Origin of the sequence: Mesorhizobium sp. CA4 (assembly GCF_020165075.1) — a bacterium.
GTDB lineage: Bacteria > Pseudomonadota > Alphaproteobacteria > Rhizobiales > Rhizobiaceae > Mesorhizobium.
In genome coordinates this window covers 73,199-86,320 of sequence record NZ_JAIUHK010000026.1, presented here as the reverse complement: position 1 = coordinate 86,320, position 13,122 = coordinate 73,199, and the positions used below count along the sequence as shown (strand labels likewise).

At 63.2% G+C, this 13,122-nt stretch carries 12 protein-coding genes; 9 read left to right on the top strand and 3 right to left on the bottom strand.

The genetic code is table 11. From position 1 onward, the window contains the following. Positions 1-211: 211 nt before the first annotated feature. A complete protein-coding gene (locus LB528_RS20880; protein WP_224514033.1) occupies positions 212-520 on the bottom strand; it encodes a hypothetical protein in 309 nt (102 codons plus the stop codon). A gap of 300 nt (positions 521-820) precedes the next feature. Between LB528_RS20880 and LB528_RS20875 the strand changes: the two genes are divergently transcribed. Then, positions 821-1,102: a hypothetical protein gene (locus LB528_RS20875; protein WP_224716131.1), complete on the top strand. Its 282-nt coding sequence runs from the start codon at positions 821-823 to the stop codon at positions 1,100-1,102. 889 nt (positions 1,103-1,991) lie between these two features. On the opposite strand, the gene LB528_RS20870 is transcribed toward LB528_RS20875, so the two are convergent. Together LB528_RS20870 and LB528_RS20865 are read right to left on the bottom strand one after the other, a co-directional pair. After that, positions 1,992-2,261: a DUF1330 domain-containing protein gene (locus tag LB528_RS20870; RefSeq protein ID WP_224716130.1), complete on the bottom strand. Its 270-nt coding sequence runs from the start codon at positions 2,259-2,261 to the stop codon at positions 1,992-1,994. Positions 2,262-2,444: 183 nt separating this feature from the next. Continuing rightward, complete coding sequence (locus tag LB528_RS20865) at positions 2,445-3,599, bottom strand: dihydrodipicolinate synthase family protein (RefSeq protein ID WP_224716129.1); 1,155 nt, start codon at positions 3,597-3,599, stop codon at positions 2,445-2,447. 242 nt (positions 3,600-3,841) lie between these two features. Here LB528_RS20865 and LB528_RS20860 point away from each other — a divergent pair, with 242 nt between their 5' ends. The 8 genes from LB528_RS20860 (at position 3,842) to LB528_RS20825 (ending at position 13,122) form a co-directional block, all read left to right on the top strand. Continuing rightward, a complete protein-coding gene (locus LB528_RS20860; RefSeq protein WP_224716128.1) occupies positions 3,842-4,885 on the top strand; it encodes a LacI family DNA-binding transcriptional regulator in 1,044 nt (347 codons plus the stop codon). Beyond that, positions 4,882-5,898: a Gfo/Idh/MocA family protein gene (locus LB528_RS20855; RefSeq protein WP_224716127.1), complete on the top strand. Its 1,017-nt coding sequence runs from the start codon at positions 4,882-4,884 to the stop codon at positions 5,896-5,898. Before LB528_RS20860 ends, LB528_RS20855 begins: the two co-directional genes overlap by 4 nt. Then, complete coding sequence (locus LB528_RS20850) at positions 5,895-7,496, top strand: acyl CoA:acetate/3-ketoacid CoA transferase (protein WP_224716126.1); 1,602 nt, start codon at positions 5,895-5,897, stop codon at positions 7,494-7,496. The genes LB528_RS20855 and LB528_RS20850 overlap by 4 nt, the downstream gene beginning before the upstream one ends. After that, complete coding sequence (locus LB528_RS20845) at positions 7,489-8,262, top strand: enoyl-CoA hydratase/isomerase family protein (protein WP_224716125.1); 774 nt, start codon at positions 7,489-7,491, stop codon at positions 8,260-8,262. Before LB528_RS20850 ends, LB528_RS20845 begins: the two co-directional genes overlap by 8 nt. A 10-nt stretch (positions 8,263-8,272) precedes the next feature. After that, complete coding sequence (locus tag LB528_RS20840) at positions 8,273-9,784, top strand: aldehyde dehydrogenase family protein (protein ID WP_224716134.1); 1,512 nt, start codon at positions 8,273-8,275, stop codon at positions 9,782-9,784. Between the two features lie 58 nt (positions 9,785-9,842). Continuing rightward, positions 9,843-11,096 (top strand): ABC transporter substrate-binding protein, encoded by a 1,254-nt coding sequence (locus tag LB528_RS20835; RefSeq protein WP_224514022.1) that lies wholly within the window; start codon positions 9,843-9,845, stop codon positions 11,094-11,096. 125 nt (positions 11,097-11,221) lie between these two features. Then, on the top strand, positions 11,222-12,181 hold the full coding sequence (locus LB528_RS20830; protein ID WP_224514021.1) for a carbohydrate ABC transporter permease: 960 nt from the start codon (positions 11,222-11,224) through the stop codon (positions 12,179-12,181). Continuing rightward, positions 12,178-13,122 (top strand): carbohydrate ABC transporter permease, encoded by a 945-nt coding sequence (locus tag LB528_RS20825; RefSeq protein WP_224514020.1) that lies wholly within the window; start codon positions 12,178-12,180, stop codon positions 13,120-13,122. Before LB528_RS20830 ends, LB528_RS20825 begins: the two co-directional genes overlap by 4 nt.

Sequence of the window (13,122 nt, the reverse complement as noted above, 5' to 3'; positions counted from 1 at the left end):
CCCATCCGAGCAACCCTCGTCTTTTAATCGCACGAAAGGGCGGGCCACCGATCTCCGCCTCGGAACATGACGTCTAGACCTCCGCAGCGTTCTTCTGGAAATCGTGATGATGCCCGTACACCTTGCCGAGCGTGAAGAAGACTTCGCAGGCTTCGCGCAAGATCAGCGGCGTGTCGCCGATTCCGGCTCACGAACCAACGTCCCCAGGGGCCTAGGTTGCTTTGTCGACCAGCGGCGTCTTTCTCTTGGGCGGCACATAAGCTGTCACGAGTTTGACCGTTGCGATGTCGACGGTGACCGGAACACCGAGATTGACCGTCACTTTGTCTCCATCGACTCGGGTCACGTCGCCTCGAAGCTCGATCGGCTGGCCATGCTTGACCTTCGATGTCCGGTTCACAATGGAATGCGGCTGATTGTAGGACGGGATAGAGACGCTTACCCAATCTTTTGTCACCCGCCTGCGCACCGTGGCTGTGATGGCGACTTCATCGCCAATGTTGAAAGAGCCCTTCGCCATCGGGATGAGTCTGGAGCGGGAAGCGGCTTAGTCAAGCATCTGCTAATGGAACATCGGACCAGGCGTGAAGTTGATGAAGCAGACGGCGCGCTCGGGCTGCCTCCCTTCCCGGCGCGTCGCGTCGGGTGGGGTGTTATCGCAAACAGGCCCACACTGGAATGCGGTTCCCTGGGAGGCCCGGCAAAGAGCCCGCTGTGGTTTTTCCACAGCGGGTTTTTTTGGGCCTGCACTCTTGCCGATCAGCCGGCGCAGAGGAATATATTCGGAGTGGTGCGGCGACCCCGGTCACGAGGATCGCCAATGTCGAATAAATACCCGTTCGTTGAAGATACGCTTGGCAAGAAGCTGGCGGCCGGCACTGGCCTGTCGGTCTATTGCCTCACATGCAGGCGGACTGCGCTGCTCGACGTCGCCGAACTGGTCAAACGGCTTGGCCCGGATCACTCCTGCATGCACTGGGGCTTGATCAAAGTGATCTACTGCCACGAGTGCCGAGCCGCCGGCCGGGAGGACCGGAACGTCCAGTTCACTAATCACGCTCTAACGCCGGAGCAGCGCAAGGGCTGGACGCCTTCCCCGTAGAGCGGCCCGACAGTTCCGCGTTGGGGTTTGCGTTGGGTTGAACTGCCGGGCCTAACCGACTCGGTAGGAATGAGTCGGCCAAAGAGGAAGCTAAATTAGCATGCACGCATTGATATAGATTTCTATGCCTTTCCACTGGTTTCGTGGCCGGGCACGCGGCTTGCGTAATGTTGCTCACAGGGCTCGTCTGAACTCACGCGGCACGAGCAGCACGGCCATAAGAGCGCTTGCTGCCATCCCGATCATAATCGCGCTGCCGGTAGCGCCAGACTGCGATGGTGAACATCACGGGGTCGATCGCGGTGATGTAGGTTGAGACGGGATCGATAGGTTCAAGGTACGTCCGCGGCGATGGTGAACGGGCGGGTGGTGGCCGTGGTACCCCTCCGGGGAAGCGAATTGCGCTACCTTGTTACGCCCACCATCCTTCCAATAACTTGGCCAATCTCCGCCACTGGGACCCCGAGCAACCGGCTTAGGAACATTGCACCCGCAGGGTCAGCCACTGGTCGCGCCCAGCGGCGACGTGAGCAGGCGGCGTCTTGATATTTGTGAAAGTGCACGTGCGTGCTGCGATGAATACCCATCACTGAACAGCCCGTAGGCCTCTGCCGGCGGGATTTTTGTTGCGCGGCCTAATTTCATTAGCTGTCACTAAAATCGTTGATGCAGAAACCCGCCAATTGGCGCATAATATTCGCCTGCCCCGCACAGCAAACGGGGTAAGGACCCGGCCTGTCTGCCCTAGTCCCCCGACTTCCCGCAGGCCGGGTATCGTATGTCCGGCCAGCTAATTCAGCCTGGGCGCCTTGTCGGCAACGAAGGGAAGGGCGCCAGCGCCCCCCGGAGCGGCGCTACGCGCGCTGACTATCCGAGATCCCTTCGAACATCACGAGCACGCGATTCGACGCCTTGAGCGCGAAGCGCATGGCTTTTTCATAGTCCGGGTCCGCCTAACAGCCTTGGCGATCTCCAGCGACGGAAACTCCACAAGGACCATGCGCTTGGCGTCGCGCGCCTCGACGAGCAGAGGCGACTGCTTTGTCGTGTTGGTTCGTGCCTGGTATTTTTTCGCCGATCGGCTCCAGAGGCGGCTATATTCGGCCTGCGCCTCCTGGTCCGAAATCTCGGTTCCGACGATGAGCCAGTATCCCTTCACGCTGAAGCGCTCTCCCTGATGATTGCCGGCCTACACCACGAACTCGCCGATTGAACGCGTCTCGTTCGGACCGATCGCCGATCTTGGCAGCCGCCGCGATCGCCGCATTGCCGCGCTCATCCTGAATTTGACAAGCGAATATGACCTGCCGGCGGAACGCAAATCCCCTCACGGGGGATCGGCTCAGACGCCCGCCGTTGCCAGCAGTGCCTTCATCCTGGCGGTAGCAAGCTCGGGGTCGGCCAGCAGACCGGCCTGGTCGGAGAGGCGGAAGACGTCCGCGTAATGGCATATGCCGCGCGCCGACTGCATGCCGCCGACCATCGTGAAATGGTCCTGATGCCCGTTCAGCCAGGCCATGAAGACGATGCCCGCCTTGTAGTATTCTGTTGGCGCTTCGAAGATCTTGCGCGACAGCGGCACGGTCGGCGCCATCAGCGCGTCGTAACCGGCCTTGTCGCCCTCCGCCAATTTCGCCAGCGCGGCGTTGGCGACCGGGGCGATGGCGTCGAAGATGCCGAGCAGCGCGTGCGAATGCCTCTTGCCGTCCCCCGCGATCAGCTCCGGATAATTGAAATCGTCGCCGGTGAACATCACGACGCCGTCGGGCAGCCGGTCGCGCAGCAGCACTTCCTTCTCCGCGTCGAGCAAAGATATCTTGATGCCCTCGATCTTGCCCGCATGCCGTTCGATGATGGTGACGACCGTGTCGAGCGCGGTATCGAAATCGTCGCTGCCCCAATAGTTCTTGAGCGCCGGATCGAACATGTCGCCCAGCCAGTGCAGGATGACCTTGCCTGACGCCTGGGAGAGCATCCGATCATAGACGCGGGCATAATCGTCCGGCCCTTTTGCCACCGCCGCCAGCGCGCGGCTCGCCATCATGATCGCCTTGCCGCCCTCGCCTTCAATGAAGGCGAATTGTTCTTCATAGGCGCGGATGACGTCATCGAGCATCTTGGTCGCCGCAGGCGCCAGGTGATCGGTCCCCGCCCCCGATGCGAGATCGGCGCCCGGCACCGTTTTAGCCTCGGCGATCGAACGCCGGATCAATTCCTTGGCGCTCGCCCAGTCGAAACCCATGCCGCGCTGGGAGGTATCCATGGCCTCGGCGATGCGGAAGCCGAGCCGCCACAGATGATGGCGGAACGCCATGGTCCGGCCCCAGTCGACCGCCGGCCGCGACCACGGATTGGTCATGGCGATTGGGTCGGCAACGACATGGGCGGCGGCATAGGCGATGCGCGAGAAACGCGCATCCTGGATCGGTTCGGCCGGTTTGCCGACGAGCCGGTAGCTGACCCGGTCGCCATTTGCCGCAGGCAAGATGATGTCCATGGAACTCTCCCGTCGGTCGCTATTAAATGGAACGTTCCAATAAATCAAGAAGCTTTATGGTTCAAGTCACCCGAGCCGGCGAAGCACTGTGTCTCCCTAGGTGGAGTCCTTGCATTCGCTGGAGTTTTAAACCGCTTCAATCAATTTTTCGAATCTCCGATGGAATCGCGATTGACTCCTATTTGGATCGATGATTAGAACGTTCCAATAAATTCGCTCAAAATACGGAGGGCGCGACGAGGATGGCCAGCCGGGCCAAGGCGACGATCCTGGACATCGCCCGCGAGGCCGGCGTGTCCAAATCGACGGTGTCGCTCGTCCTGCAGGGCAGCGGGCTGATCCGGCCTGAAACCGCGACCAGGGTGCGCAAGGCGATCGAGGATGTCGGCTATGTCTACAACCGCGGCGCCGCCAATCTGCGCAAGGCGCATTCCAACGTCATCGGCATGGTGATCAACGATCTCACCAACCCGTTCTTCGCCGAGCTTGCCGTTGGCATGGAGCGCGTCTTCCAGGCGGCAGGCGTCGTGCCCTTCATCGCCAACACGGCCGAAAACCCGGTGCGACAGGAAGAGGTGCTGAAATCGCTGATGGAGCAAGGTGTAGCCGGCCTCATCGTCTCGCCGGCGCGCGGCACCACGCCGGGCGCCTTCCGCCGCATCGAGGCGGCCGGCGTGCCGATCGTCTTTACCATGCGCCGGCTGCCTGAGAGCCGCATCCCGGTGATTGCGCCCGACAACCATCGCGGCGCTGTGCTTGCCACCGAGCATCTGATCCGCAGGGGTCATCGCCGCCTTGCGTTCTTTGGCGGTTCATCCGATCTCGTTGTTTATCAGGAGCGCCTGGGGGGCTTCCTCGAAGCCTGCGAAACGCTCGGCATCCCGAATTCCGACCGGCTGATCGTCGAGGGCGAGACCAGCCGCAAGGGCGGCATGGCCTGCCTGGAGACGGCCCTTGCCGTGCCGCAGCCACCGACCGCGGCGCTGTGCTTCAACGATGCGGTAGCCTTCGGCGCCATCCTGGCATTGCGCAAACGCGGGCTCGAGGCGGGAACGGACTTTGCCGTCGTCGGCTTCGACGATGTCGCCGAGGCCGAGCACTACAGCCCGGCGCTGACCAGTGTTGCCGTCAATACCGCGGGCCTCGGCGAGCGGGCCGCCCACGTCATGCTGAAGATGATCCAGTCGCGCACCACGCGCGCCGAGGACCACATCGGCGCCGTCAGCCTCGTCGTGCGGGAAAGCAGCGGCCCTGACCGCAACAGCCAAGTGGGAGACGCTGCATGAGCGTGCGATGGGGATTGATCGGTGCCAGCACGATCGCCAGACAGTTCATGATCGATGCCATCCGCGCGCAGGCCGATGGCGAGATCGCCGCCGTGATGAGCTCAAATCCGGAGCGCGCGGAGGCTTATGCGAGGGAAAACGGCATTCCTGTCGCCGTCTCGTCTCTCGACGCGCTGCTCAACTCGGACATCGACGCCGTCTACATCTCTACAACCAACGAATTGCACCTCGAGCAGGGCCTGGCCGCCATCAAGGCCGGCAAGCATGTGCTGTGCGAGAAGCCGTTGGCGCTGACCAGCGCCGATGCGCGTGAGATGGTTGTCGCCGCGAAAGCCGCCGGCATCGTGTTCGGCACCAACCACCATTTGCGCAATGCCGGCGCGCACCGCGCCATGCGGGAGGCGATTGCCGCCGGCCGCATCGGCAAGCCGATCGCGGCGCGCGTCTTCCACTCCGTCTATCTGCCGGAAAACCTGCAAGGTTGGCGCATAACCAAACCCGAAGCCGGCGGCGGCGTAGTGCTCGACATTACCGTGCACGATGCCGACACGCTGCGCTTCGTGCTCGGCGACGATCCGGTCGAGATCTCCGCCTTCACGCAGTCGGCCGGGATGGCAGCCGGCGGCCTGGAGGACGGGGCCATGTGCATCTGGCGCTTCAAGTCCGGCGTCATCGCGCAGTCGCATGAGGGCTTCACGACGAAATTCGCCGGCACCGGTTTCGAGGTGCATGGCTCGGAAGGCTCGCTGATCGCCGCCAATGTGATGACGCAGAAGCCGGTCGGTTCTGTGCTGCTGCGCACCGCGAATGGCGAGGAAGACCTGAACTTCGACCGCGAGGACCTTTACACCCGCTCGCTGCGCTACTTCCATGCCGCGATCCGCGGCGAAGGCCAGCCTGCCGCCACCGGCGAGGATGGCGTCTGGTCGCTGGCGTCGGCCGAAGCAGCACTGCAATCGTCGAACACCGGTAAGGCCGTCGCTATCGACCCGCAACTTGGGGGCCTCGCGTGAGCAAGCTCGTCTCGGCGGCCTATGCCGCCAGCCTGATCAAGGACGGCATGGTCGTCTCGGTGTCGTCGTCGAGCGGCCTCGGCTGCCCCGACGCCGTGCTTGCCGCGATCGGCGAACGTTTCGATGCGGAAGGCCATCCGAAGGCGATCACCACGCTGCACCCGATCGCCGCAGGCGACATGTACGGCATCAAGGGCATCGACCATCTCGCCAAGCCCGGCCTCTTGAAGCGCACGCTCTGCGGCTCCTATCCGTCCGGCCCCTCCTCCGCCGAGCCGCCGCAGATCTGGAAGATGATCGGCGACAATTCCGTTGCCGCCTACAACGTGCCCTCCGGCATCCTGTTCGACATGCATCGCGAGGCCGCCGCCAAGCGGCCGGGCGTGCTGACCAAGGTCGGCCTCGACACCTTTGCCGATCCGCGTCACCAGGGCTGCGCCATGAATGCGGCGGCCGGCGAGCCGATCGTCTCGGTTGAGCAGTTCGACGGCGAGGAATGGCTCTATTTCCGCGCCATTGTGCCCAACATCTCGATCATCCGCGCCACCACGGCCGACGAGCGCGGCAATCTCACTTACGAGCATGAGGGCGCCTATCTCGGTGGCCTGGAGCAGGCGCTGGCCGCCCGCAACAATGGCGGCATCGTCATTGCGCAGGTCAAGCGCGTTGTCGAGAACGGCACGCTGAAGCCGCACGACGTGCGTGTGCCGGGCGTGCTGGTCGACCATATTGTGGTGGCGCCCGACCAGTTGCAGACGACGCAGACCCCTTACGACCCGGCGATCTCGGGCGAGATCTTCCGGCCGCTGTCCACCTTCCGCACGCCGGAGATGAACATCCAGAAGGTCATCGCGCGCCGCGTCGCCATGGAATTGCGCGACGGCATGGCCGTCAACATCGGCTTCGGCATCTCGGCCAACGTGCCGCGCATCCTTCTCGAGGAAGGCCAGCACGGCAAGGTCACCTGGGTGATCGAGCAGGGCGCGGTCGGCGGCGTGCCGCTGCTCGACTTCAAGTTCGGCTGCGCCTCGAATGCCGAGGCGATCATGCCTTCGCCGCACCAGTTCATCTATTTCCAGGCCGGCGGCTTCGACGCCTCGCTGCTCTCCTTCCTGCAGATCGACCGCCACGGCTCGGTCAATGTCTCGAAGCTTTCGGCGCGGCCGCATGTGACCGCCGGCGCCGGCGGCTTCGTCGACATCACCGCGCGCGCGAGGAAGATCGTCTTCTCCGGCTTCTTCAATGCCGGCGCCAAGCTGTCGCTGGCTGGAGGCGCGATCCGCATAGACCAGGAAGGCAAGATCAAGAAGGTGGTCGCGGAGGTCGAGCATATCTCCTTCTCCGGCAAGCGGGCGGTCACCCAAGGGCAGGACATCACCTATGTCACCGAGCGCTGCGTGATGAAGCTGACGCCGGACGGGCTGATGGTGACGGAACTGGCGCCCGGCATCGATCTCGAACGCGATGTCTTGGCGCAGGCCGAGATCCCGCTCGCTGTGGCGAACGACCTCAAGCTCACGCCTGCGGCGCTCTATCAGGACCGGCCGATCGGCCTGTCGCTCAATGGCGGCGCTTCGCTCGGAGGCGCGCATGGCTGAGCTTGTCACCTTCGAGCGGGACGACGCCATAGGCATCGTCACGCTGCGCCGGCCGGAAAAGTTCAACGCCCTCGATATCCCGATGCTGCGCGCACTCGAGACAACACTTGACGAAGCGGAACTGGCCGACGGCGTTCGCGCCGTGCTCATCCGTGGCGAAGGCAAAGGTTTTTGCGCCGGTGGCGACGTCGAGGCCTGGGGTGCCATGAGCGCCGCCGACTTCCAGGTGCAATGGGTGCGCTACGGCCACCGCGTCTTCGACCGGCTGGCGCGGCTCAGACAGCCGACCATCGCCGTGCTCTCCGGTCATGCGCTGGGCGGTGGGCTGGAACTGGCCGCGGCCTGCGATTTCCGCGTCGCCGAAATGCAGGTCAAGCTCGGCTTCCCCGAAACCTCGATCGGCGTCGTTCCCGGTTGGTCGGGCACGCAGCGCGCGGTACGCCGCTTCGGCGCACAGATTGTGCGTCGGATGGCGATTGGCGGCGAGATTTTCCTGGCAACCGATGCGCTGGCGCACGGCGTCGTCGACCGCGTCGTCGAGACCGGCAAGGCTTTCGACGAAGCGGAAGTCTGGGGAAAAAAGATCGCCGAGCGCGGCCCGCTGGCGACCGAGGCCGCCAAGCTGATGATCGGCATCGCCGAGGGCGAGGAAGATGCCGCCGCGACCGAGGCGCTGGCCAGCGGCTTCATTGCGCTGACGGCCGACCTCAAAGCGGGCGTCGACGCCTTCAAGGCCAAGCAAAAGCCGGCCTTTTCGAGATCCTAGAGAAGAGATGATGAACGCACCGCTCAACATTGCCATGCCGGCCGAGGCGTCTGAGGCGCCAAAGGCCTATAAGCTGCTGATCGACGGCAGGCATGTCGATGCCCGCGACGGCCGCAGCATCGAACGCGCCAGCCCTGGCCACGGTTTTGTCGTGTCCCGCTATGCGCAAGCGGGCGCAGCGGAAGTCGAGACGGCGGTGCAGGCCGCGCACAGGGCTTTCGAGACCGGCCCATGGCCGCGCATGAAGGCGTCGGAACGCGCGGCGGTTCTGCTGAAGACTGCCGACCTGATCGAGGCGCGACTGGAAGAGATCGCCCGCCTCGATGCGCTGGAATCCGGCAAGCCGATCGCCCAGGCGCGCGGCGAGATCGGCGGCGCGATCGACATCTGGCGTTATGCCGCTTCGCTTGCCCGCACGCTGCATGGCGAAAGTTACGCCAATCTCGGCGACTCCATGCTGGGCGTCGTGCTGCGCGAGCCGATCGGCGTCGTCTCGATCATCACGCCCTGGAATTTCCCCTTCCTGATCGTCAGCCAGAAACTGCCCTTCGCGCTGGCCGCCGGTTGCACGGCGGTGGTGAAGCCCAGCGAGATGACGTCCGCTTCCACTTTCGTGCTCGGCGACATCCTGCTCGAAGCCGGATTGCCGGCCGGCGTCGTCAACGTCCTTGCCGGCATCGGCGCCAATGTCGGTGCGCCGATGGTCAGCCACCCGCTGGTCGAGATGCTCTCCTTCACCGGCTCGACCCGCGTCGGCAAGATGACCATGGCGGCCGCTTCGAATTCGCTGAAGAAGATCTCGATGGAGCTCGGCGGCAAGAACGGCCAGATCGTCTTCCCGGACGCCGATCTCGAAGCGGCGGCGGATGCCGCGGTGTTCGGCGGCTTCTTCAATGCCGGCGAATGCTGCAATGCCGGCAGCCGCCTGATCGTGCATAAGGCAATCGCCGACGACTTCCTCAATATGGTGAAGGCGCTGTCCCGGAAGGTCCGCGTCGGCGATCCGCTCGACGACCGCACCAAGGTCGGCGCGATGATCTCGGCCGACCATATGCAAAAGGTAGCCGGCTATGTAACGGCGGCGCAAACCGATGGCGGCACCGTTTTCACCGGCGGCGCCCGGCTTGCATCCAATGCCGGCCAATATCTCGATCCGACTATCATCCGTAACGTCACGGAGGATATGGCGATTGCCCGCGAGGAAGTGTTCGGACCGGTGCTGTCCGTGCTCACTTTTGAAACGATTGAAAAGGCATTGCACATTGCCAACAACACGCCCTATGGTCTGTCTGCAGGGGTATGGAGCGCCGACATGGACACGTGCATGTCGGTGGCGCGCGGTGTGCGTTCGGGGACGGTTTGGGTGAACACGTTCATGGAAGGTTACCCCGAGCTGCCTTTCGGCGGCTACAAGCAGTCCGGTCTCGGACGCGAACTCGGCAAACGCGCCGTCGAGGATTATACCGAGGAAAAGACTATTCAGTTTCATCGCGGCCAGCGCACCGGTTGGTGGGTCGGCTGAGTTGGGAGGCTCCGGCGGACACCCGCCGGTCATGTGCATGCAACAAGGGAGGTAGTACATGTTGCGCAAACTGCTTATCGGAACGGCTCTTGCGACGAGCTTTGCGTTCTCGGCGCATGCCGCGGACGTCAAGGAAGTCCAGATGCTGCATTGGTGGACGTCGGGCGGCGAAGCGGCTGCTCTGAACGTGCTGAAGCAGGATCTGGCCAAGGAAGGCTATGCCTGGAAGGACGTGCCGGTGGCCGGCGGCGGCGGCGACGCCGCCATGACCGCGCTGAAGGCGATGGTCGCGGCCGGCAACTACCCGACCGCCTCGCAGATGCTGGGCTACACCGTGCTCGACTATGCCGCCGCCGGCGTCATGGGCGATCTCACCGAGACCGCCAAGAAGGAAGGTTGGGACAAGTCGGTTCCGGCTGCCCTGCAGAAGTTCTCCGTCTATGACGGCAAGTGGGTTGCCGCTCCGGTCAACGTCCACTCCGTCAACTGGCTGTGGATCAACAAGGCGGTGATGGACAAGATCGGCGGCACCGAGCCGAAGACCTTCGACGACTTCGTGGCATTGCTCGACAAGGCCAAGGCCGCGGGCGTCATCCCGCTCGCGCTCGGCGGCCAGAACTGGCAGGAGGCGACCATGTTCGACTCTGTCGTGCTGTCGACCGGCGGGCCGGAGTTCTACAAGAAAGCGATGAACGACCTCGATGAGGAGTCGCTCAAGTCCGACACGATGAAGAAGTCGTTCGACAACCTCGCCAAGCTCGTCAAATATGTCGACCCGAACTTCTCGGGCCGCGACTGGAACCTCGCCACCGCCATGGTCATCAAGGGCGATGCGCTGGTTCAGGTCATGGGCGACTGGGCCAAGGGCGAGTTCCACGCAGCCAACAAGACCCCGGGCACAGACTTCCTTTGCTATCGCTTCCCGGGCACCGACGGCTCGGTGATCTACAACTCCGACATGTTCGGCATGTTCAACGTTCCGGAAGACCGCAAGGCTGCCCAGATCGCTCTGGCCACCGCCACTTTGTCGAAGAGCTTCCAGTCGGCCTTCAACGTGGTGAAGGGTTCTGTCCCGGCCCGCACCGACGTGCCGGACACCGACTTCGACGCTTGCGGCAAGAAGGGCATCGCCGACCTGAAGAAGGCTAATGAGGGCGGCACGCTGTTCGGCTCGCTGGCCCAGGGCTACGGCGCCCCGCCGGCCGTCGCCAACGCCTACAAGGATGTCGTGTCGAAATTCGTCCATGGCCAGATCAAGACCTCCGACGAGGCCGTGACCGAGCTGGTCAAGGCGATCGACGACGCCAAGTAAGGTTCGCTCGAAGCAACTCTCCCCCGCTACGGCGGGGGAGGTCTCCTGTCGACAAAAGGTGCGGGACAGACCCTGGCGCTTTTTCGCGCCGGGTGGGTTCCGACCAACCAGTACTGGATGAGCCGATGAGCACAGTTGCCGAAACCCAGATCAAGCTGACACCGGAGCACGACGCTCGTCCCGGCGCGACGGTCCGTTCGTGGCTGCAGGATCTGTTGCCGAAGATCGTGTTGGCGCCAAGCTTCGCGGCGACGATCGTCTTCGTCTATGGCTTCATCCTGTGGACGATCTACCTGTCCTTCACCAATTCCAAGACCTTCCCGTCCTACGACATAACCGGCGCTCGGGCGTATCAGCGGCTGTGGCGCTGGACCTTCGAGAGCGACCCGCCTTCGAGCTGGTACACCTCGATCACCAATATGGGCATTTTCGGCTTCCTCTATATCCTGATCTGTCTGGCACTCGGCCTGTTCCTGGCCATCCTGCTCGACCAGAAGATCCGCGGCGAAGGCGTGCTGCGGCCGATCTATCTCTACCCGATGGCGCTCTCCTTCATCGTCACCGGCGTCGCCTGGAAATGGTTCCTGGATCCCGGCCTCGGGCTGGAGCAGACACTGCATCAATGGGGCTGGACGAGCTTCCATTTCGACTGGATCAAGAATAAGGATTTCGTCATCTACACGGTGGTCATCGCCGGCGTCTGGCAGGCTTCCGGCTTCATCATGGCGATGTTCCTGGCCGGCCTTCGCGGCATCGACGGTGAGATCATGAAGGCGGCGCAGATCGACGGCGCTTCCACATTCCAGCTCTACCGCCGCATCGTCATCCCGCTGCTCAGGCCCGTCTTCCTGTCGGCCTTCATCGTGCTCGCGCACCTCGCCATCAAGTCCTATGACTTGGTCGTGGCGCTGACCAGCGGCGGGCCCGGCGGCTCGGCCTGGCTACCCTCCAACTTCATGTATGAGTTCACCTTCAAGCGCAACGAGATGGCGGTCGGGTCGGCCAGCGCGGTGATCATGCTGATGACCATCACCGCCATCATCGTTCCGTATCTTTATTCCGAGCTCAGGGAGAAGTCGCGATGAGCGCTGTCGCTTCACCCGCCGGCCAGGCCGCAAGCGGCGCCCGCGCCAGGACGCTCAACCGCATCGTCATCTACGGCTTGCTCGCGCTGTTCGCGATCTTCTATTTGATGCCGCTCTTCGTCATGCTGGTCACCTCGTTCAAGACGATGGACGAGATCCAGAACGGCAACATGCTGTCGCTGCCGCATGCGCCGACCTTCGCGCCATGGATAAAGGCGTGGAGCGAAGTCTGCTCGGGCCTGACCTGCGTCGGCATGAAGGGCTACTTCTGGAACTCCATCAAGATGGTCCTGCCGGCAGTGCTGATCTCGACGCTGCTCGGCGCGCTCAACGGCTATGTGCTGACTAAATGGCGCTTCCGCGGCCACACGCTGGTTTTCGCCATGATGCTGTTCGCCTGCTTCATCCCGTTCCAGTCGGTGCTGTTGCCGATGGCGACGATCCTCGGCAGCCTCGGCCGCTTCGGCGTCACCCTGCAGAACGCAACCGGGTTCAACTTCGGTCTCGGCAACTCGACCGTGAACCTGGTCTTCGTCCATGTGGTCTACGGCCTCGGCTTCACAACGCTGTTCTTCCGCAATTATTACGAGGCCTTTCCAACCGAGTTGGTGAAGGCGGCACAGGTCGACGGCGCGTCCTTCTTCCAGATATTTCGGCGCATCATGCTGCCCAATTCGCTGCCGATCATCGTCGTGACGGTGATCTACCAGTTCACCAACATATGGAACGACTTCCTGTTCGCCTCCGCCTATGCCGGCTCCGGCGACGTGATGCCGATGACGGTGGCGCTGAACAATGTCGTCAACACCTCGACCGGCGTGGTCGAATACAACGTCAACATGGCAGCGGCGATGATTGCCGCGCTCCCCACCCTGATCGTCTATGTCGTCGCCGGCCGCTATTTCGTGCGGGGGCTGATGGCCGGCGCGGTCAAGGGCTGA